This window comes from Parahoeflea alexandrii (assembly GCF_027214025.1).
GTDB classification, from domain to species: domain Bacteria; phylum Pseudomonadota; class Alphaproteobacteria; order Rhizobiales; family Rhizobiaceae; genus Hoeflea; species Hoeflea alexandrii_A.
In genome coordinates this window covers 413,427-433,261 of sequence record NZ_JAPWHB010000003.1, presented here as the reverse complement: position 1 = coordinate 433,261, position 19,835 = coordinate 413,427, and the positions used below count along the sequence as shown (strand labels likewise).

General features: G+C 64.6%; 18 protein-coding genes. 8 read left to right on the top strand and 10 right to left on the bottom strand.

Annotated elements, in window-relative coordinates; genetic code table 11:
- Positions 1–87: 87 nt before the first annotated feature.
- Positions 88–2,292 (bottom strand): primosomal protein N', encoded by a 2,205-nt coding sequence (locus tag O4H62_RS12535; RefSeq protein WP_269388245.1) that lies wholly within the window; start codon positions 2,290–2,292, stop codon positions 88–90.
- Positions 2,293–2,387: 95 nt separating this feature from the next.
- On the opposite strand from O4H62_RS12535, the gene fsa reads away from it, so the two are divergent.
- Positions 2,388–3,041, top strand: a complete 654-nt coding sequence (fsa, locus tag O4H62_RS12530; protein ID WP_269388244.1) for a fructose-6-phosphate aldolase — start codon at positions 2,388–2,390, stop codon at positions 3,039–3,041.
- 153 nt (positions 3,042–3,194) lie between these two features.
- Positions 3,195–3,746, top strand: coding sequence for a hypothetical protein (locus tag O4H62_RS12525; protein WP_269388242.1), 552 nt, complete (start codon positions 3,195–3,197; stop codon positions 3,744–3,746).
- A 286-nt stretch (positions 3,747–4,032) separates the two neighbouring features.
- Here O4H62_RS12525 and O4H62_RS12520 read toward each other — a convergent pair whose 3' ends face one another.
- On the bottom strand, positions 4,033–4,941 hold the full coding sequence (locus tag O4H62_RS12520) for a GNAT family N-acetyltransferase (RefSeq protein WP_269388240.1): 909 nt from the start codon (positions 4,939–4,941) through the stop codon (positions 4,033–4,035).
- Between the two features lie 198 nt (positions 4,942–5,139).
- Here O4H62_RS12520 and O4H62_RS12515 point away from each other — a divergent pair, with 198 nt between their 5' ends.
- From O4H62_RS12515 to O4H62_RS12505, 3 genes are all read left to right on the top strand, one after another.
- Complete coding sequence (locus O4H62_RS12515) at positions 5,140–6,075, top strand: tyrosine recombinase XerC (RefSeq protein ID WP_269388238.1); 936 nt, start codon at positions 5,140–5,142, stop codon at positions 6,073–6,075.
- A 101-nt stretch (positions 6,076–6,176) separates the two neighbouring features.
- Positions 6,177–7,190, top strand: coding sequence for an alpha/beta hydrolase (locus O4H62_RS12510; protein ID WP_269388235.1), 1,014 nt, complete (start codon positions 6,177–6,179; stop codon positions 7,188–7,190).
- A gap of 138 nt (positions 7,191–7,328) precedes the next feature.
- A complete protein-coding gene (locus tag O4H62_RS12505; protein WP_430538426.1) occupies positions 7,329–8,420 on the top strand; it encodes a TraB/GumN family protein in 1,092 nt (363 codons plus the stop codon).
- Between the two features lie 16 nt (positions 8,421–8,436).
- Here the strand turns inward: O4H62_RS12505 and O4H62_RS12500 are convergent, their stop codons facing one another.
- On the bottom strand, positions 8,437–9,135 hold the full coding sequence (locus tag O4H62_RS12500) for a helix-turn-helix transcriptional regulator (RefSeq protein WP_269388231.1): 699 nt from the start codon (positions 9,133–9,135) through the stop codon (positions 8,437–8,439).
- A gap of 98 nt (positions 9,136–9,233) precedes the next feature.
- Between O4H62_RS12500 and O4H62_RS12495 the strand changes: the two genes are divergently transcribed.
- From O4H62_RS12495 to O4H62_RS12485, 3 genes are all read left to right on the top strand, one after another.
- Entirely contained in the window at positions 9,234–10,850 is a 1,617-nt protein-coding gene (locus tag O4H62_RS12495) for an FAD-dependent monooxygenase (RefSeq protein ID WP_269388230.1), read from the top strand.
- A gap of 4 nt (positions 10,851–10,854) precedes the next feature.
- A complete protein-coding gene (locus tag O4H62_RS12490; RefSeq protein WP_269388228.1) occupies positions 10,855–11,052 on the top strand; it encodes a hypothetical protein in 198 nt (65 codons plus the stop codon).
- Between the two features lie 159 nt (positions 11,053–11,211).
- Positions 11,212–11,550 carry a hypothetical protein gene (locus O4H62_RS12485; RefSeq protein ID WP_269388226.1) on the top strand — a complete coding sequence of 113 codons (339 nt, stop codon included), beginning with the start codon at positions 11,212–11,214 and terminating at the stop codon, positions 11,548–11,550.
- Positions 11,551–11,685: 135 nt separating this feature from the next.
- Here the strand turns inward: O4H62_RS12485 and O4H62_RS12480 are convergent, their stop codons facing one another.
- The 7 genes from O4H62_RS12480 to sucD form a co-directional block, all read right to left on the bottom strand.
- Positions 11,686–12,159 (bottom strand): DUF2867 domain-containing protein, encoded by a 474-nt coding sequence (locus tag O4H62_RS12480; RefSeq protein WP_269388224.1) that lies wholly within the window; start codon positions 12,157–12,159, stop codon positions 11,686–11,688.
- A 36-nt stretch (positions 12,160–12,195) separates the two neighbouring features.
- Positions 12,196–13,602, bottom strand: a complete 1,407-nt coding sequence (gene lpdA, locus O4H62_RS12475; RefSeq protein WP_269388222.1) for a dihydrolipoyl dehydrogenase — start codon at positions 13,600–13,602, stop codon at positions 12,196–12,198.
- Between the two features lie 22 nt (positions 13,603–13,624).
- Positions 13,625–14,140: a hypothetical protein gene (locus tag O4H62_RS12470; protein ID WP_269388220.1), complete on the bottom strand. Its 516-nt coding sequence runs from the start codon at positions 14,138–14,140 to the stop codon at positions 13,625–13,627.
- Positions 14,141–14,150: 10 nt separating this feature from the next.
- Positions 14,151–15,365 (bottom strand): 2-oxoglutarate dehydrogenase complex dihydrolipoyllysine-residue succinyltransferase, encoded by a 1,215-nt coding sequence (odhB, locus tag O4H62_RS12465; protein WP_269388219.1) that lies wholly within the window; start codon positions 15,363–15,365, stop codon positions 14,151–14,153.
- Positions 15,366–15,432: 67 nt separating this feature from the next.
- Positions 15,433–18,423, bottom strand: coding sequence for a 2-oxoglutarate dehydrogenase E1 component (locus O4H62_RS12460; protein ID WP_269388217.1), 2,991 nt, complete (start codon positions 18,421–18,423; stop codon positions 15,433–15,435).
- A 64-nt stretch (positions 18,424–18,487) separates the two neighbouring features.
- Positions 18,488–18,901, bottom strand: a complete 414-nt coding sequence (locus O4H62_RS12455; protein ID WP_269388215.1) for a nuclear transport factor 2 family protein — start codon at positions 18,899–18,901, stop codon at positions 18,488–18,490.
- 28 nt (positions 18,902–18,929) lie between these two features.
- Positions 18,930–19,832, bottom strand: coding sequence for a succinate--CoA ligase subunit alpha (gene sucD / locus O4H62_RS12450; protein WP_269388214.1), 903 nt, complete (start codon positions 19,830–19,832; stop codon positions 18,930–18,932).
- Positions 19,833–19,835 lie beyond the last annotated feature (3 nt).

The window sequence follows — 19,835 nt, the reverse complement described above, 5'->3', positions numbered from 1 at the left end:
GTCCGCTATGGGCCGATACCGGCCGCCGCCTTTGCAACCATGGTGCAAAGAAAGCCCTTTCAATAAATTACCATCACTCGCCGACCCTCACAAGAAGCTCTGCGGGTCGATATCCACCTGCACCTGAACCGAGCCGCGCACCTTCGGCCCCTGCGCCAGCATCGCGCGGACAAACCCCTGCATGTCCTTGCCCCGCTCGCCGTGCACCAGCAGGCGGAAGCGGTAGCGGCCGCGGATCAGGGCCAGCGGCGCTTCCGCCGGTCCCAGCACCATGATGCCGGGCGCGGCAGGCGCTGCAGCGCGCAGGCCCCGCGCGTGGGTCTCAGCCTCCGGCCGTGTGGCGGCCGAGACGATCACCGAGGCAAGGCGGCCGAAGGGTGGCAGCATCGCGCGGTTGCGCTCGTCGGTCTCGCGCTCGTAGAACGCCTCCGGCTCGCCCGAGGCCAGCGCCTGCATCACCGGGTGCTGCGGCTGGTAGGTCTGGATCAGGCCCAGGCTCTTGCGCCCCGAGCGCCCGGCCCGGCCGGTCACCTGCGACAAGAGCTGGTAGGTCCGCTCGGCGGCGCGCGGATCGCCGTTCGACAGGCCCAGATCGGCGTCGACCACGCCGACCAGCGTCATCAGCGGGAAATTGTGCCCCTTGGCCACCAGCTGCGTGCCGATGACGATATCCGCCTCGCCCTTGGCAATCGCCTCGAGCTCGATCCTCAGCCGCCGCGTGCCGCCCGCCATGTCCGACGACAGCACGATCACGCGGGCATCGGGGAAATGCTTGTCGGCTTCTTCCGCGATCCGTTCGATCCCCGGCCCGCAAGGGGTGAGGTGATCGAGTGCGCCGCAGGACGGGCAGGCCTGCGGCGTCGGCTCGCTATGTCCGCAATGATGGCATTGCAGCTGCCCGCGGAACCGGTGCTCGACCAGCCAGCTCGAACATTGCGGGCACTCGAAACGATGGCCGCAGACCCGGCAGAGCGTCAACGGCGCATAGCCGCGCCGGTTCAGGAACAGCAGCGACTGTTCCTTGCGTTCGAGAGTCTCCGCCATGGCCCTGAGCAGCAGCGGCGACAGGAAGCCGCCGCGCGCCGGTGGATAGCGCCTGAGATCGACGAGCTTCAGGTCCGGCAGCCCGGCATCGGCATAACGGCCCGGCAGCACGAGATGGCTGTAGCGGCCCTGCGCCGCGTTCACCCGGCTTTCGATCGACGGCGTCGCCGAGGCCAGCACCACCGGGATGCCCGCCAGGCGGGCCCGCACCACCGCCATGTCGCGGGCATTGTAGAACACCCGGTCCTCCTGCTTGTAGGCCGGGTCGTGCTCCTCGTCGACGATGATCAGCCCCAGATCATGGAACGGCAGGAACAGCGCCGAGCGCGCGCCGGCCACCACGCTGACCCGGCCCTCGGTCACCTGCCGCCAAACCTTCTCGCGCATCCGGGGCGCCAGCTCCGAATGCCATTCCGCCGGCCGCGCCCCGAAGCGAGCGTGGAACCGGTCGAGAAACGCGTTGGTCAGCGCGATTTCGGGCAGCAGGATCAGCACCTGCCGTCCGGCCCGAACCGCCTCGGCGATCGCCTCGAAATAGACCTCGGTCTTGCCCGAGCCGGTGACCCCGTCAAGCAAGGTGACGCCGAACCCGCCCTTGGCGACGGTGGCCCGGAGCGCGTCCGCGGCCTCCGCCTGCCCGTCCTCCAGCACCGCCGGCTGGTAATCCGGATCGGGCTCGGGCACCACCGGCGGCGGCGGCAGTTTCACCGGCTCGAACACGCCTTGCGCAAACAGCCCGTCGATCACGCTCGGTGTCACGCCGGCCGCATGCGCCAGCCCACTTTTGCTCCAGGCCAGCCCGTCACCCGCCTGTTCGAGCACCCGCTCGCGCGCCGCCGTCAGCCGCTCCGGCCGTGTCTCCGTCAGCCTCAGCGCATCGATCATCGGTTCCGGATCGAACGCTGCCGGCGCCCTCAGCGCCATGCGCGCCACCAGCCCCGGCGGCGACAGCGTGTAGGCCGAAACCCAGTCGATGAAGCGGCGCATCGGTTCGACGATCGGCGGGCAGTCAAACACCTGGGTCACTTCCCGCAGCTTGTCCGGATTGACCTGGTCGGCCTCCCCGTCCCAGACGATGCCCGCCACCAGCCGCGGCCCCAGCGGCACCTGCACGATCTGCCCGGGTCCTGCCTCCACACCTTGGGGCAGCGCATAGGAATAGGCCCGCTCCGCCGGCATCGGTATGAGCACGGGAACCACTTTGCGGGGAAACAGCCCGCCTTCAATTTGTCGCGAATCTTTGGCCATGTGGCGTGACCTTGCCCCCGCTTTGGGCTAAAGGGAACCCGGAATTGTTCAGAGCGCACCGGACAGTCACGGCAAGCGCAGTTTGGGAGTGTGATATGAAATTCTTTGTTGATACAGCCGACGTGGGCGAGATCAGGGAGCTCAACGATCTGGGCCTGATCGACGGCGTCACCACCAACCCTTCGCTGATCATGAAATCCGGCCGCGACATTCGCGAGGTCACCAAGGAAATCTGCTCGATCGTCGACGGTCCGGTCTCCGCCGAAGTCGCCGCCACCGAATACGACGCGATGATGAAGGAAGCCGCGGTTCTCGCCAAGATCGCCGACAATATCTGCATCAAGCTGCCGCTGACGCTCGACGGCCTGAAGGCCTGCCGGGCGCTGACATCCGATGGCCACATGACCAATGTGACGCTGTGCTTCTCGGCCAACCAGGCGCTGCTCGCCGCCAAGGCCGGCGCGTCCTTCATCTCGCCCTTCATCGGCCGGCTCGACGACATGGGCATCGACGGCATGGACCTGATCCGCGAAATTCGCCAGATCTACGACAATTATGGCTTCGACACCGAGATCCTCGCCGCCTCGATCCGCACCGTCAATCACGTCAAGGAAGCCGCCCTGATCGGCGCCGACGTGGCCACCATCCCGGCCTCGACCATCAAGGCGCTGGTCAAGCACCCGCTGACCGACAAGGGCCTCGACGCGTTTCTGGCCGACTGGAAGAAGACCGGCCAGTCCATCGCCTGATCTGACTGCGGTTCAGATTGATTTCAGCGGCCCGGTCATCCCGGGCCGTTTTTGTATTTAGACACACCTATACGCAATACGTAGCGGCATAGCGGAAAAATAAGTTACACACACCTATTGCGCCTACACCACACTATGTATATAAGCGATGATATGGCCACGAACCCGATTCTTGAACAACTATCTATCGCTAAACGCGAACTATCCGATCTCGACCAGCAGATTAATGATCTGCTGCAGAAGCGCGCGGCCGCAAGGGCACGCGTTGATGCTTTCGAACTTTCCGCCAAATACATTCAAGATATGCAGCCACAAGGCAAAACCGCAGCGAGGTCCTCTGCATCCCCCCGCCAGCGTATGCCTTCTGATGATTGGAGGCGTATATTCGGCGAGCTGTGCACTAGGTATCAATCTGGCTTTGGATACGATGAAGTTATGGGCGTAGCGGCGTCATTGGGCATTGGCGATCTCAAAAAGCCGTCACTTCGTACTAAAATGATGAATCTAGCTAATAGCGGATACGCTGAGCGCCTCGACGAGGGCCGATTTCGAATAACGCAAGAAGGCATGAAATATTTTGGGTTACTAAAACCCGAAACAAATGAAGCCTCCGAGCAATCTGCTCACGAGGCTCCACAAGTCACCGAAGGGGCTGGAATCCCCTTTTTCGAGAACGAAGACGTCGATGATGACGTCTTTCGTTGAATTCCGCATCGCACGGACCCAACGGCGGGGAGGGTATCCCCGTCACTGGCACCCCAGAGAAATGGAGAAGGCAATGTGGCGTATAGCCGGGAGATTACCCGTATCCGCCTGACGGCGGCTAACCGACCTGCCCCCTTCCAAAAGGGGTAAGAATAGTGGCGCTTCCGAGTCCAAATCGGATGCGCCACTATGCTATTTAATAGCAGAATCCCGCATATCAGTCCATAGAAGATAATCTCAGGGTTAATGATCGCAGGCATAGCGGCATAATCCGCATGATTCACCTTCAGCCAGACTGGCTCCAGCCCTTCGGCGCCGGCTCGAAGGCCCTGTCCGGATCTTTCGCAAGGCCGTGCACGGTGTGGTATTCGAGCGCCTTCACCGCTTCCGCCGGATCGCCGTCGAGCGCCTCGGGCATGATCGGCTTGCCGACCGTGAAGCGGAACGTGTGATGCTTCTTGTTCAGAAGCTCGTGGAACACGGTCATGTCTCTGAGTTCGGTCGAATGTTTCGACAGCCAGTAGAACAGGCCGGAATTGCGTGCCGAGATATTGACCGGAATCACCGGCAGCTCGTGCCGGCGGGCGAGCGTCACCGCCGAGACCTTCCACGGCCGTTCGGTCAGTCTGCCCTCGTGCCAGAAGGCAATGCGGCCGGAGGGAAACAGCACCGTCGCCTTGCCGTCCTGCACAGCGCGGTTTGTCAGCTGCAGGGTCTCGCGGGTCTTGTCGCGGCTCTTGTAGTCCTCGCGCCATTCCACCGGGATGATGATCTCGTTGAAGCGCGGGCTGACCCGCACCGCGTCACGGTTGGCGAAGATCATCATGTCGGGCCGGTGGCGGCTCAAAAAATCGAACATCGCCACGCCGTCGGCAATGCCGGTCGGGTGGTTGGCCACCAGCAGGAAGCCGCCCGTCTTCGGGATCCGGTCCTCGAAGCGCGACTGGATGTCGAGCTTCAACAGGTCGCTGATGTGCTGGAACGCGCCGTGGCCGGACAACGGCCCGATGGCGTCGGCCATCCGCACCGCGGCGCCGTATTTCAGCGTGGCATAGAGAAACGGCCGCATCAGCGGCCAGGTCGGATGTTCGACCAGGCGACCGCCGCGCTCGGCGATCAGCCGGTCGATGATGTGTCCGGGGCGACCATGGGCAAGCACTTGCAACCGGTCTGAAATCTCAGCCACATACGCCATGGATTCGACCCTCTTTCGTCCGCCTGACAAAACCTATGGCAACAGATTGTGATGCCATGATGACATCATTGCGCCGCACTCGTTTACCCCCCGCTAAGCCCATCATGCAATAGTCCGGGTCAAGATTGGCCGCAGGTGTGGCCGCTCAGTCTCACCACCGGAGCGTTCCGGCAGGCCGTTGCCAACCACGGATCCATCATGACCCAGCCGCTTGTCATCGCCGCCCCTGATGTCATCGCCGAGCAGCAGCGCTGGCTCGCCCAGCTGACCGATGAGCGGCGGCTGTCGCCGAAGACAGCCGATGCCTACGAGCGCGATCTGCGCCAGTTCCTGGGGTTCCTGACCACCCATCTCGGCGGTCCGCCGCGGATCGCCGACCTCGCCGATCTGCGCCCGCTCGACCTGCGTGCCTTCATGGCCGAGCGGCGGCGCGGCGGCGCCGGTGCACGGACGCTGGGGCGCGGCCTTGCCGGCATCCGCTCGTTCCTGCGCCATCTCGAGCGCAAGGGCATGGCCAATGCCGCCGGCGCCTCTGCCACACGGGCGCCGCGCCAACCGAAGTCGCTGCCCAAGCCGCTGAGTGCACGCGACGCCCTGCGCGTCGTCGACTCCGACCTGCAGCTCGCCGACGAACCCTGGATCGCCGCCCGCTCGAGCGCCGTGCTGACGCTGCTATACGGCTGCGGCCTGCGCATTTCCGAAGCCCTGTCGCTGACATCGGGCGACCTGCCGCGCGACGGCGAAACATTGAGGATCACCGGCAAGGGCGGCAAGACCCGCATCGTGCCGCTGCTGCCGGTGGCAAGGGAGGCGATTGCCGAATATCGCAGGCTCTGCCCCTATTCGCCCGGCCCGGATAAGCCGCTGTTCCGCGGCGCGCGCGGCGGCCCGCTGCAGCCGGCCATCGTGCAGAAGGAAATGCGCCGCCTGCGCGGAGCCCTCGACCTGCCCGACACCGCCACCCCGCATGCGCTGAGACACTCCTTCGCCACCCATCTTCTCGCCGGCGGCGGCGATCTCAGGACCATCCAGGAACTGCTCGGCCACGCCAGCCTGTCGACCACCCAGGTCTACACCGGCGTCGATGCAAGCCGCCTCATCGAGATCTACGACCGCGCCCACCCGCGCGCCTGACCCGGCAAATTTGCCTGCCATGTCTTGCATCAGGCAGATGTTTTGGCGAAAAGCTCGGCTCCGCCCGTTTCGATCAAGAACCAGCAGGTCGCGATAAAACCATGTCAGCCTCCGATATCTTGCCGATTGTTCTCCGTGTCGCGGTCATCTCCGTGATCATTTATTTCCTGATCGCCTTCGGGCTGATCCTGTCCCAGGGTCCCGCCGAATCGGTCTCCGGCGAAACAATCGATTTTTCCGGTCAGACCGCGAGCGCCAGGCCGGATCCGGCGCCGTTACAGACCTACCAGGCGCGCGACGGCGCCACGCTCGGCTACCGCCACTACGCCAGCGGCAACGCCGATGCGCCGCTCGTCATCTTGATCCACGGATCGGGCTGGCACGGCGGCGCCTATGATGGGCTGGCGCGCGCAATCGCCGAACAGGCCGCCGTCGAGGTTGCCCTGCCGGATCTGCGCGGCCACGGCCCCGATCCGCAAACCCGCGGCGACATCGGCCATATCGGCCAGTTCGAGGAAGACATCGCCGATCTCGCGGCACTGCTGCGCAAGCCCGGTCAACCGCTGGTGCTCGCCGGGCATTCGAGCGGCGGCGGGCTGGTGGTCCGCTATGCCGGCGGAGACTACGGCTCAACGCTCGACGGCGCGGTGCTGCTGGCGCCGTTTCTCAAGTACAATGCGCCCACCACGCGGCCCAATTCCGGCGGTTGGGCCCGTCCGCTCACCCGCCGCATCATCGGCCTGTCGATGCTCAACAATGTGGGCATCACGGCGCTCAACGGCCTCACCGCAATCCAGTTCAATTTCCCGCAGGCAGTCCTGAACGGCCCCGAGGGCAACACCGCGACCGCAAGTTACTCTTACCGGCTCAACACCTCCTATGCGCCGCGCAACGACTATCTCGCCGACATTGCCGCTTTACCGAAGTTCCTGCTGATCGCCGGCGCGGAGGACGAATCCTTCGTCGCGGATGGCTACGAGCCGCTGATGCAGACCGCCAATCCGAACGGTCAGTACCGGCTGCTCGACGGGCAGTCCCATCTCGGGGTCATTTCCGATGAGCGGACGGCCGACCTGATCGCCGGTTTTCTGAAAGAGCTGCCCCGCTCGCGCTAGGCAGGCGCTCCGGTCTGGAGAGGCAAGCCCGGCGGTTAACACCGTGTTCACCACGGTCAAATCTTCAGCGGCGGTTAACCGGATTGTCACCTGCCAGGCGCTAACATGGGGGGTCAGATCCTGAAGGAACGGCCTGCCATGCATCACAAGCCCATCTTGTCCCGAGTCCGGAGCACATGCGCGCAATTTCCGAACCTGGTGTTCGGCGTGGCGATTTCGCTTCCCATCGCACTGCTGATCCTGCTGGTGGCGGGCCTGCTCATCGGAACCGGCAAGGCCGGAGCCAGCGAATCGTCGGCATGCGGTGGCACCAGCCTGGTCAAACAGCTGGCCGCCTCCAATCCGCAGAAACTGGCGATCGTACGGGCTAGGGCCAGCGGCACCCGCAACGGCAGCGGCCTGCTGTGGAAGATCGAGAAGGCCGGAATCGCCCCCTCCTATCTGTTCGGCACCATGCATGTCACCGATCCGAAGGTGACGCGGATGCCCGACGCGGCCCAGGCAGCCTTCGATGCCGCCGGCACCGTGGTCATCGAGACGATCGAGATCCTCGATCCGGCCATCGCCCAGGCGGTTCTGGTGCAGCGGCCGGAACTCACCATGTTCACCGACGGCAGCACGCTCACCGCGCTGCTGGACGAGGAGCAGGCAAAGCTCATCGAGGCCGAACTGGCCCGCCGCGATATCCCGTTCGCCATGGTGTCGCAGATGAAGCCCTGGATGATCTCGGGCCTGGTCGCCCTTCCCGCCTGCGAGATGGCGCGCAAGGCCCGCGGCGTCGAGTTCCTCGACATCAAGATCGCCAAGGCCGCCAGGGCGCAGGGCAAGCAGTTGCTCGGGCTCGAGAGCATCGGCGAACAGATGGCCGCCATGGCCGACCTGCCGATGGAATTTCACATCCAGGGCCTGATAGAAACCATCAAGCTGGCCGACCTGATGCCCGACATCATGGCGACGATGACCGATCTCTACCTCCAGGGCGAGATCGCCCAGATCATGCCGCTTATCCTGGCCGCCGGGCCGCAGGGCGCGGAACAGGATATCGACGGCTATGCCCAGTTCGAGGAACGCATCGTGCGCATGCGCAACCATGTCATGGCCGAGCGCGCCGCCCCGATCCTGGATGCGGGCAACGCATTCATCGCCGTCGGCGCCCTGCACCTGCCCGGCGAAGAGGGCGTGGTGGCGTTGCTGCAGGACGCCGGCTACACCGTGACGCTCGTGCGTTGACCCGGAGCCTGAGCTTTCACGCCTGCCTGCACAGCGCGAACAGGCTTCCCCGCGAGGAAATGCCGAGCTTCTCGTAGGCGCGGCGCCGGTAGGTCACGATGGTCGCGGGCGACAGATCGAGATCGCCGGCGATCAGCTCTGTCTTCTTGCCGTCCAGCACCCCGAGACAGACCTGCCGCTCGCGTTCGCTCAGCGCTGCCAGGCAGGCCGGATAGCCCGGCGCCGGCCGGGTCTCGTAGTGACCCAGCACCAGACGGGCGACAAGCGACATCAGCGCTTCGTCGAGCTCCGTGCCGCCTGTCTCTCCATGATAGAAATTGACCATCAGCCGCCGCGCCGACCCTGCGGCGAGAACCGTGGTCTTGCCGGCCAGGCCCGGCTGGTTGAAGAAGATGTCGAGATACGCCTCCGACATCCCGGAAACGATGTCCTCCATCCGCCTGAGCCGGGTTTGCCCCGTCTCCATCCGCATCAGCTCCGGCAACAGCGGGTCCTGGCGGAGCCAGCCGTCGAGATAGCGGCGGGCCAGCAGGTCGCCGGTTCTCAGCCGCGAATAATTACGCGAGACCAGGCAGACGACGGTATCGCCCACAGGCTCGAAGATCATCAGCTGGCTGGCGCCCATGCTTTCGACCAGCGCGAGAACGCCCGGGATGAAGTCATCCCCGCCGCTTGTGGCAATACAGTCCTCGATCAGCCGGTAGATGCTGGTCACACACTCAATCCCCGCGGCGCTGTCATCCCTTCGAGGGGACATACAAAACCGTACAGCCCGAGTAAATTGGCACTTCACAAGGATGAGGGAGCATTGCCATGAGGCCTGCCGGTCGCGGCGAACTGGACTCGGTCTATTTCGACTATCCGCATTTCGATGAACCCCGGGGAAGCCGCCGGGCGCGTCTCGGTGATCCTGCCCGCGTCGCCATCGTCGGCGCAGGACCGGTCGGAATGGTCGCGGCGCTTACCCTGGCGCGCGAAGGCATCCGCTCGGTGCTGATCGAATCAAAATCCACCTTCAACGACGGCAGCCGCGCCATCTGCATCGCCCGCCAGAGCTTCCATATCCTTCAGAGCCTCGGCGCCCTCGAGCCGTTCCTCGCCAAGGCGCTCGGCTGGACCACGGGGCGGAGTTTTTATCGCGGCAGGCAGATCCTCGAGTTCACCATGCCGGACAGTCCGTCGGAAAAGTTCCGGCCGATGTACAATCTGCAGCAGCAATATATCGAGCAGTACCTGTGGCAGGCGATCGACAGGAACCCGCTCATCGACCTGAGATGGCAAAGCCGGGTGACCGGGCTCGAGACCCGGCCGGACGGCGTCGAACTCACCGTCAGCGACGCTCAGGAGACCTACAAGCTGAAAGCCGGCTGGCTGCTCGCGGCCGACGGCGCGCGCAGCGGCATCCGCAAGGCGCTGGGCCTCAAGCTCAGCGGTGAGAACTACGAAGGCCGCTACGTCATTGCCGATATCCAGATGCCGCACGACTACCCGACGATCCGGCGCGCCCTGTTCGACCCGGACTGCCGGCCCGGCGGAACCGTGCTGATCCACAAGCAGCCCGACGACATCTGGCGCATCGACTACCAGCTCGGCCCGGGCGAAAGCGAGAGCGAAGCGCTCGCCGAGGACAATGTCCGCTCGAGTGTCGACCTCGTACTTAAGGACATCGGCTACACCGGCAGCTGGGATCTGGAATGGTGGAGCATCTACTCCGCCAACACGCTGGCGCTCGACGACTATCGCCACGGCCGCGTGTTCTTCATCGGCGACAGCGCCCACATCGTCCCGATCTTCGGGGTGCGGGGTCTCAACAACGGCATCGCCGACGCCCATAATATCGGCTGGAAGCTCGGTTGGGTGCTCAACGGTCTCGCGGGCGAGGACCTGCTCGACAGCTACACGCCCGAGCGGCGCGGCGCCACGCTCGACGTCTTCGCCAACGCCACCAGGAGCGCCCGCTTCATGACCCCGCCGAGTCCCGGCTGGCGGATCATGCGCGATGCGGCGCTCGGGCTGGCGCTCGAGCATCCCTTCGCCGGCGATCTCGCCAATCCCCGGCAGATGACCCCGTTCACCTATGCCGGCAGCCCCGCGGTGCTGCCTGACCGCCCGGGTTTTGCGGGCGGGCCGATCCCGGGCGCCGCCATGCCCGACGCCAAAGTGGGAGGCGGCTTCCTGTCCGACCTTCTGGGCAGCGGCTACACGCTCGTCTGTTTCGACAGGCAGCTCTCGGACCAGGTCTCGCAACTGCCCGATGCGCCGGAGGTGGTTTGCCTCGATCATCCATCCGAAGCGTCCCGGGTGCTGGGCGCCGGCCAGCGATCGGCCTATCTGGTACGCCCGGACCTGCACATCGCCGCCCGCTGGCTCGAGGCATCGGCGGAGGGGATCGCGGACGCCATGAAGACGCTGAGTTTCAGGAAGGACTGACGCCATGCAGCAGCAGGACATCGAAGCCGTCTACGAGGAACTGGCGAACGGAATTGACCGCGTCGGCGAGCCGGATGCGAACATCTTCCTGGCCCAGGTCTGCCTGCTGCTGGCCCGGGAGCTGAGCGACCGGGAGCGGGCGCTCGAGCTGATCCGTCAGGCCCTGCGGCTTCACGGGGAAAGCCCGGCTACGGCCCGCTGACGGCGGCAAAGCCCGCGCAGGATCACCGCATGGCCGTGCGACGCCGGCCACACGGTCGGTTCTGCCCGGTTACAAACCGTGACCGCAAAAACCGGATATCGCCGGAACCTGTCTCCCGATCCGGGCGTTGCTGCCCTGTGACAGAAAAGGAGATGTCCAATGGTCGATTACACCCCGCATACCCGCCCCGCAGGCCGCGATCGCCCGCATGAACATGTTCGCGAAACCACTGTTGTCAGATCGGGCAGTTCCACGGGACCGCTGGCGGCGATCGTTCTGCTTGTCCTTCTCGGCATTGCAGGCTTCGTCTTCTGGACGGCCGATGAGGTCCAGCCGGTCAACACCACCGCCCCGGCCGTGGAAAGCGGCGCGCAGATCAATGAACAGGCAGCACCGGCACGCCCGGTTCCGGCACCCGATGCACCCCTGATTGCTCCGGATGCCGCTGCTCCCACCACCCCGGAAGCCACTTCCCCGGCGCCGGCCACCAACGGCTAGAGCCGCAGGCGTTCCATCGCGCCAGCTGCCTCCTCCCCCACCGTGATGGAAACGCACGAACCGCCCGGCCCCCCGCCGGGCGGCTTCGCTATTGTCATCTGGTGGAAAGGCCCCGGACCTCGCTGATCGGTCGTTTCAGTCCGAAACCCGGGACAAGGTGGTCGCCACGATCAGCTTGTGAAACGGCATGATCGCCGCCAGGTAGGCGCGGCCGAGCAAATTGTGGCGCTTGACCAGCGTCATCATCCGCACCGCGGTCCCGGTCTCCGGCAGGGCTTGTGTTTCCACCACGATGCGGAAATCGAGATGCCGGTCGTCAAACCCCAGGACGTATTGCGTCGGCGAGTTGCTGAGAACCGGAAACATCCCGACCCGCCGGGTTTCTTGCGATGCGGCCTCCGGATCGCCCTTCAAGCCGAACGGCTTGACCAGCAGATTGCGCAGGGCCATCAGCCGGGTTACCCAGCGCGGCATCGTTTCGAATGCGCGCCGTGCCGCGGCTTCCGCGGTCAGTCCGGCATTGGAACTGCGGACTTCGAAGCAATCGCCCCAGTCCGCACCCGGCAAGGCCGGATGCGGCAGGGTGACGGGGATCTCACGGGCCTTCATGGCTTCTGTCCTCCCGCAAGCCCGATCGCCATCGGTCTAGATATGGATCGGCTTGAAGAAGGTCGCCAGTGCCGCTTCCTTCACCGCTTCCGACATCGTCGGATGCGCGTGGCAGGTGCGGCCGAGATCTTCGGACGAACCGCCGAATTCCATCAGCACCGCGGCTTCGTGGATCATCTCGCCGGCGCCGAAGCCGATGATGTGGACGCCCAGAACCCGGTCGGTCTCCGCATCCGCCAGCACCTTGACGAAGCCGTCCGAGGCGAGCATCGCCCGCGCCCGGCCATTGGCCGAGAACGGGAACTTGCCCGATTTGTACTTGACGCCTTCGGTCTTCAGCTCTTCCTCGGTCTTGCCGACGGAGGCCACTTCCGGCTGGGTGTAGACCACGCCCGGAATCACGTCGTAGTTCACGTGACCGGCCTGACCGGCGAGGATCTCGGCCAGCGCCACGCCCTCGTCCTCGGCCTTGTGGGCGAGCATCGGGCCGGCGATGACGTCGCCGATGGCGTAAACGCCCGGCACATTGGTCTGGTAATGGTGATCGGTGCGCACCCGGCCGCGCTCGTCGAGCACGACGCCGGCCTCCTCAAGCCCCAGGCCCTCGGTGAAAGGCTTGCGGCCGGTGGAGATCAGCACGATGTCGGCCTCGATGGTCTCGGCATCGCCGCCCTTGACCGGTTCGAACGTGACTTTCGCGCCCTTGTCCGACTTCTCGACGCCGGTCACCTTGGCGCCAAGCTTGAAGTCCATGCCCTGCTTGGCGAGAATGCGCTGGAACTGCTTGGAGACTTCGCCGTCCATGCCGCCGAGGATCTTGTCGAGATACTCGACCACCGTCACCTTGGCGCCGAGCCGGCCCCAGACCGAGCCCATCTCCAGCCCGATGACGCCGCCGCCGACGACGATGATATGCTCCGGCACCTTGTCGAGCGCGATCGCGCCGGTCGAGGACACGATGACCTTCTCGTCGATGTCGACCTTGACGCCGGGAATGCCCGCGACATCCGAACCGGTGGCGATCACCACGTTCTTGGCTTCCAGTTCCTGGGTCTTGCCGTCATCGCCGGTCACCGAGACCTTGCCTTCGCCCAGCACCTTGCCGGTACCGATGAAGCTGTCGATCTTGTTCTTCTTGAACAGGAAGGCCACGCCCTCGACATTCGATTTCACGGTGGCGTCCTTGTGCGCCATCATCTTTTCCAGGTTGAGCTTCGGCTTGCCGATCTCGACGCCGAGGCTGTCCATGCCGTGGTTGGCGTGGGCGAACACTTCCGACGCGTGCAGCAGCGCCTTTGACGGAATGCAGCCGATGTTCAGGCAGGTGCCGCCGAAGGTCGCGCGCTTTTCGATCACCGCCACCTTGAGGCCGAGCTGCGCCGCCTTGATGGCGCAGACATAGCCGCCGGGTCCGGAACCGATGATGATGACGTCGTAGCTCATGGTCTTGTCCTTATGATCGAATTCATTCCTGGCAGGCCTTCAGGCGAAACACGTCGCCGGGTAGCCTGGTTACCTGGCCTGCCTGCCATGCCTGTGACCGCATCACCGCGGCGCTGAAATCCGGCAACAGCAGGCTGTCGCCGGCCTTGTGATCCGCGTCCAGCACCGGCAGCCAGCGGGCCTCTCCGGTGCTGCCGATCGTGTAAATGACGCCTTCCCAGACGGTGCAGGCGGCGATCTCGGCGCCGGTGGCGTCGCCCTCCGGGCACTCGTGCAGAATCACCCCCCACGGCCGGTCCGGCTCTCCCGCCATCATCACCACCCCATCCATCATGACACCGGAGCCGGCAAAACTCAGGCTGAACCGGTGCTGCATGCCGTCGGCTTCCGACAGCGGTCCCGCAAATGCGATCTCCGCACCCGATCCCGCCTCGTCATACACGGCCAGCGCCTGCGGACAGGCGGCCCTTGCCGGCAATCCGCCTGCGGCCACCATCGTGACCGCAAGCATCAACGCGAAGAGACGGGCCGAAGCCATCAACCGCTCCCTAGAGATCGAGCACCAGACGCTCGGGATCTTCCAGGCTTTCCTTGACCCGGACCAGGAAGGTCACGGCTTCTTTGCCGTCGACCACGCGGTGGTCGTAGCTGAGCGCCAGATACATCATCGGGCGGATCACCACCTGGCCGCCAATCGCCATCGGCCGCTCCTGGATCTTGTGCATGCCCAACACGCCCGACTGCGGCGAGTTGAGAATCGGCGAGGACATCAGCGAACCGTAGACACCGCCGTTGGAGATGGTGAAGGTACCACCCTGCATGTCGGCCATCGACAGCTCGCCGTCGCGCGCCGCCCGGCCGAGACGGCCGATTTCCTTCTCGATCTCGGCAATCGACATCTGGTCGGCATCGCGCACCACCGGCACCACCAGCCCCTTGTCGGTGCCCACGGCGACGCCGACATGGCAGTAGTTCTTGTAGATGATGTCGGTTGCGTCCATCTCGGCATTGACGCCGGGCACTTCCTTCAGCGCATGGCAGACCGCCTTGGTGAAGAAGCCCATGAAGCCGAGCTTGACGCCGTGCTTCTTCTCGAAGAGGTCCTTGTACTTCGTGCGCAGCTCCATCACCGCGGTCATGTCCACCTCGTTGTAGGTGGTCAGCATCGCCGCGGTGTTCTGCGCTTCCTTCAGCCGCCGCGCGATGGTCTGCCTGAGGCGGGTCATCTTCACCCGTTCCTCGCGCGGTGCATCGTCGGCCGAAGACGCCGGGCGTGCAGCCGCCGGTGCGGCAGCCGGGGCCGAGCCCTTGCCGATGGCGTCGAGCACGTCGCCCTTGAGCACCTGGCCGCGCTTGCCCGAACCCGACACGTCGCCGGCGTCGATCTTGTTTTCCGCCATCAGCTTCTGCGCCGAGGGGGCGGCGGGCATGTCGCTCTTGGCCGGAGCCGCAGGCGCTGCCGCCTTGGCAGCCGGCGCTTCGGCCTTCGCTTCCGGCTTGGCCGCGGCAGGTGCCGCAGCACCCTCGCCTTCCGAGACCTGCGCCAAGAGCGCATTGACCTCGACCGTCTCGCCGTCCTTGGCGAGGATTTCGCTCAGCACGCCGGAGACCGGCGAGGGAACCTCGATCGAGACCTTGTCGGTTTCCAGCTCCACCAGCGGCTCGTCCACCTTCACGGTGTCGCCCACCTTCTTGAGCCAGGTGCCGATGGTGGCTTCGCTGACAGATTCACCAAGGGTCGGGACGCGAACTTCAGTAGCCATGATTTTGTTTCCGTTCTTTTTCAGTCAGTCAGACAGACAGTTCAGTTGTTCGGCGGCGCGGGCGGCATCAGCCGCCCAGCGCATCCTCGAGGAAGGCTTCAAGCTGCGCCAGGTGACGCGACATCAGGCCGGTTGCCGTCGAGGCCGAGGCCGGCCGGCCGGTGTAGCGGACGCGCTGGAACTTGGCGTCGATATGGGCCAGCACCCACTCCAGATAGGGATCGATGAACGACCATGCGCCCATGTTCTTGGGCTCTTCCTGGCACCAGACCATCTCGGCATTGCGGAAACGCGACAGCTCGTTGATCAGCGCCTTGGCCGGGAACGGATAGAGCTGTTCCAGGCGCAGCAGGTAGATGTCGTTGATGCCGCGCTTCTCGCGCTCTTCGTAGAGGTCGAAATAGACCTTGCCCGAGCACATGACGACGCGGCGGATCTTGTTGTCCTTGACCAGCTTGATCGGCTCGTTCTTGAGCAGTTCGGCATCGTCCCACAACAGCCGGTGGAACGAGCTTTCGCCCGACATTTCCGCCAGCGTCGACACCGCACGCTTGTGCCTGAGCAGCGACTTCGGCGTCATCATGATCAGCGGCTTGCGGAAGTCGCGCTTCACCTGGCGCCTGAGGATATGGAAATAGTTCGACGGCGTGGTGCAGTTGGCCACCTGCATGTTGTCTTCCGCGCACATCTGCAGGAAGCGCTCGAGCCGCGCCGAGGAATGCTCCGGACCCTGACCTTCGTAGCCATGCGGAAGCAGGCAGACGAGGCCGGACATTCTGAGCCACTTGCGTTCGCCCGAGGAGATGAACTGGTCGAACAGCACCTGCGCGCCGTTGGCGAAGTCGCCGAACTGGGCTTCCCACAGCGTCAGCGCGTTCGGCCGCGCCAGCGAGTAGCCATATTCGAAGCCGAGCACCGCCTCTTCCGACAGCATCGAGTTGATCACCTCGTAGCGTGCCTGGTTGGGCGCCACGTTGGCGAGCGGGATGTAGCGTTCCTCGGTCTCCTGGTCGTAGAGAACCGAATGCCGCTGCGAGAACGTGCCGCGCTCGACGTCCTGGCCCGACAGGCGAATCTTGGTGCCTTCCTGGACCAGAGAACCGAAGGCCAGCGCCTCGGCCATTGCCCAGTCGATGCCCTCGCCGGTCTCGATCATCTTGGCGCGGTTGTCCATGAAGCGCTGGATGGTGCGATGCGCGTTGAAGCCCTCGGGAACCTCCGAGAGCTTCTTGCCCAACTCCCGCAATTGCTTGAGCGGCACGGCCGTCTTGCCGCGGCGCTGCTCATCCTGGTTGTCTGCGGTGCGAAGCCCCGACCACTGGCCGTCGAGCCAGTCGGCCTTGTTCGGCTTGTAGCTCTGGCCGATGTCGAACTCGCCTTCCAGATGCGCCCGCCAGTCGGCCTTCATCTTCTCGAACTCGCCGTCGGTGATCACGCCTTCCTCGATCAGGCGCCGCCCGTAGAGCGTCACCACGGTCTCGTGGCTGCGGATCTTCTTGTACATCTTCGGCTGGGTGAACGCCGGCTCGTCGCCCTCGTTGTGGCCGAAGCGGCGGTAGCAGAACATGTCGATGACCACCGGCTTGTGGAAGGTCATGCGGAATTCGGTCGCCACCTTGGCGGCGTAGACCACGGCTTCCGGATCGTCACCATTGACGTGGAAGATCGGCGCCTCGATCATCTTCGCCACATCCGACGGATAGGGCGAAGAGCGCGAGAAGCCCGGATTGGTGGTGAAGCCGATCTGGTTGTTGATGATGAAATGCACGGTGCCCGCCACCCGGTGGCCGCGAAGACCCGACAGGCCGAGGATTTCCGCCACCACGCCCTGGCCGGCAAAGGCCGCATCGCCGTGCAACAGCAGCGGCATCACCTTGACTCGTTCCCTGAGCGGAATGATGTCGCCTTCGATCTCGGTGGCGATCATGTCCTGCTTGGCCCGCGCCTTGCCCATCACCACCGGGTTGACGATTTCCAGGTGCGACGGGTTGGCGGTCAGCGACATGTGCACCTTGTTGCCGTCGAACTCGCGGTCCGAGGAGGCGCCGAGGTGATACTTGACGTCGCCCGAACCCTCGACCTCGTCCGGCTTGAACGAACCGCCCTTGAACTCGTGGAACACCGCCCGGTGCGGCTTCGACATCACCTGGGTGAGCACGTTGAGGCGGCCGCGGTGGGCCATGCCGAAGACAATTTCCTTCAGCCCCATGTTGCCGCCGCGCTTGATGATCTGCTCGAGCGCCGGGATCAGCGATTCGCCGCCATCAAGACCGAAGCGCTTGGTGCCCTTGTACTTGACGTCGATGAATTGCTCGAAGCCTTCCGCCTCGATCAGCTTCGCCAGGATCGCCTTCTTGCCCATGTCGGTGAACTCGACGCCCTTGTCCGGGCCCTCGATGCGCTCCTGGATCCAGGACTTCTCTTCCGGATTGGAGATGTGCATGAACTCGACGCCGAGCGTCGAGCAATAGGTGCGCTGCAGGATGTCGATCATCTCGCGGATGGTTGCGTATTCCAGGCCCAGCACGTGGTCGATGAAGATCTTGCGATCGTAGTCGCCCTCGGTGAAACCGTAGGCCTCGGGCGACAATTCGTTGTAGTCATTGTCCGGCTGCTGGGCGATTCCGAGCGGATCGAGCTTGGCATGCAGGTGGCCGCGCATGCGGAAGGCGCGGATCATCATCAGCGCGCGGACCGAATCTCGCGTGGCCTGGGTGACGTCGCCGGATTCCGCCGGCTTGCCGGCCGCCTCGGCCTTGCCCTTGAGCTTGCCGGAGATAGCCTTCTCCACCGCGCCCCAGTTGCCGTCGAGCGCCGAGACCAGCTCGCCATTGGCCTGCACCGGCCAGTTCGGCTGCTTCCACGAAGCGCCGGCCGCAGACTTGCGGACCTGGTCCGGATCGTCCTTCAGATCCGCGAAGAAGGCCTGCCACTCGGCAGGTACACTGCCCGGGTTGTCCTGGAATCGGGCATACATGTCCTCGATGTAGTGGGCGTTGCCGCCATACAGGAACGAGGTCTGCGCCATGATGTCGTTGGCTTCGTCGTTGCGTGCCATGGATCTCACCTTGTTTCCGGGCTCTCTCCGGCCCTATCCCTAGACTTTCAGGCTTGCGCGGCACTCACGCCGCGGCAAGCCTTCCCAACCCGGTCCCCAGCGCCGCCGTGTCGCTGAACACCTGGTACCGGACGATCTTCCCGTCGCGTAATGTGAACATGTTGACTGTTTCGGTGCGCACCTTGCGCCCTGTCGCCTTGACCGTCCATTCGCCCTTGAGCACCGTGATCACGGTGTCGCCGGCAACATGGATGGCAAGCGGTTCGACCGTGTCGATCACCAGGTGATCGCCCACGGTCGCAATGAACGTTTCGAAGCCTTCGAACCCGGTCCAGTCCCCGGCCCAGGGCAGAAGCCCCTCCGGCGCCGGGTAATGCACCGCGATATCGTCGGAAACGACGCCGCGCAGGGCCTCTCTATCGCCCGCTTTCAGCGCGGCGTAGTAGCGGTCCAGCGTGTCGCGCACGGCGTCGCCCATTGTTTCAGCCTTCGTTTGAGCCCCGGGGTTATCCCTTGAGGACTTCAACCAGTGTCTTGCCAAGACGCGCAGGCGACGGCGAGACGCGGATGCCCGCGGCTTCCATGGCCTTGATCTTGTCTTCGGCGCCGCCCTTGCCGCCCGAAATCACGGCGCCGGCATGGCCCATGGTGCGTCCGGGAGGTGCAGTGCGGCCGGCGATGAAGCCTGCCATCGGCTTCTTGCGGCCCTTCTTGGCCTGCTCGATCAACCAGGCAGCCGCATCTTCCTCGGCCGAACCGCCGATTTCGCCGATCATGATGATCGATTCGGTTTCCGGATCGTCGAGATAGAGATCGAGGATGTCGATGAACTCGGTGCCCTTGACCGGGTCGCCGCCGATGCCGACAGCGCTCGACTGGCCGAGACCTTCATTGGTGGTCTGGAACACCGCTTCATAGGTCAGCGTGCCCGACCGCGACAGGATGCCTACCGAGCCCTTCTTGAAGATGTTGCCCGGCATGATGCCGATCTTGCACTCGTCCGGCGTCATCACGCCGGGGCAGTTGGGGCCGATCAGCCGCGACTTCGACTTGTCGAGCACCGCCTTGGCGCGGATCATATCCTGCACCGGAATGCCTTCGGTGATGCAGACGATCAGCTCGATCTCGGCCTCGATGGCTTCGATGATCGCGGCTGCGGCACCTGCCGGCGGCACGTAGATCACCGATGCGTTGGCGCCGGTTGCAGACTTGCCTTCAGCGACGGAGGCGAAGATCGGCAGCTTCTCACCGCCCGAACCCTGCCAGGTCTCGCCGCCCTTCTTCGGGTGGATGCCGCCAACCATCTTGGTGCCGTGATAGGCCAGCGCCTGCTCGGTGTGGAAGGTGCCGGTCTTGCCGGTCAGGCCCTGAACCAGGACCTTGGTGTTCTTGTCGATCAGAATGGACATGGT

Excerpts from the sequence above, each read along its gene's own strand:
- odhB (WP_269388219.1), bottom strand. The coding sequence starts at position 15,365 with ATGGCTACTGAAGTTCGCGTCCCGACCCTTGGTGAATCTGTCAGCGAA.
- O4H62_RS12490 (WP_269388228.1), top strand. The coding sequence starts at position 10,855 with ATGCAGCAGCAGGACATCGAAGCCGTCTACGAGGAACTGGCGAACGGA.
- O4H62_RS12515 (WP_269388238.1), top strand. The coding sequence starts at position 5,140 with ATGACCCAGCCGCTTGTCATCGCCGCCCCTGATGTCATCGCCGAGCAG.
- O4H62_RS12460 (WP_269388217.1), bottom strand. The coding sequence starts at position 18,423 with ATGGCACGCAACGACGAAGCCAACGACATCATGGCGCAGACCTCGTTC.
- O4H62_RS12505 (WP_430538426.1), top strand. The coding sequence starts at position 7,329 with ATGCATCACAAGCCCATCTTGTCCCGAGTCCGGAGCACATGCGCGCAA.
- O4H62_RS12520 (WP_269388240.1), bottom strand. The coding sequence starts at position 4,941 with ATGGCGTATGTGGCTGAGATTTCAGACCGGTTGCAAGTGCTTGCCCAT.
- O4H62_RS12470 (WP_269388220.1), bottom strand. The coding sequence starts at position 14,140 with ATGGCTTCGGCCCGTCTCTTCGCGTTGATGCTTGCGGTCACGATGGTG.
- O4H62_RS12495 (WP_269388230.1), top strand. The coding sequence starts at position 9,234 with ATGAGGCCTGCCGGTCGCGGCGAACTGGACTCGGTCTATTTCGACTAT.
- O4H62_RS12510 (WP_269388235.1), top strand. The coding sequence starts at position 6,177 with ATGTCAGCCTCCGATATCTTGCCGATTGTTCTCCGTGTCGCGGTCATC.
- O4H62_RS12485 (WP_269388226.1), top strand. The coding sequence starts at position 11,212 with ATGGTCGATTACACCCCGCATACCCGCCCCGCAGGCCGCGATCGCCCG.
- O4H62_RS12525 (WP_269388242.1), top strand. The coding sequence starts at position 3,195 with ATGGCCACGAACCCGATTCTTGAACAACTATCTATCGCTAAACGCGAA.
- O4H62_RS12480 (WP_269388224.1), bottom strand. The coding sequence starts at position 12,159 with ATGAAGGCCCGTGAGATCCCCGTCACCCTGCCGCATCCGGCCTTGCCG.
- lpdA (WP_269388222.1), bottom strand. The coding sequence starts at position 13,602 with ATGAGCTACGACGTCATCATCATCGGTTCCGGACCCGGCGGCTATGTC.
- O4H62_RS12535 (WP_269388245.1), bottom strand. The coding sequence starts at position 2,292 with ATGGCCAAAGATTCGCGACAAATTGAAGGCGGGCTGTTTCCCCGCAAA.
- sucD (WP_269388214.1), bottom strand. The coding sequence starts at position 19,832 with ATGTCCATTCTGATCGACAAGAACACCAAGGTCCTGGTTCAGGGCCTG.
- O4H62_RS12455 (WP_269388215.1), bottom strand. The coding sequence starts at position 18,901 with ATGGGCGACGCCGTGCGCGACACGCTGGACCGCTACTACGCCGCGCTG.
- fsa (WP_269388244.1), top strand. The coding sequence starts at position 2,388 with ATGAAATTCTTTGTTGATACAGCCGACGTGGGCGAGATCAGGGAGCTC.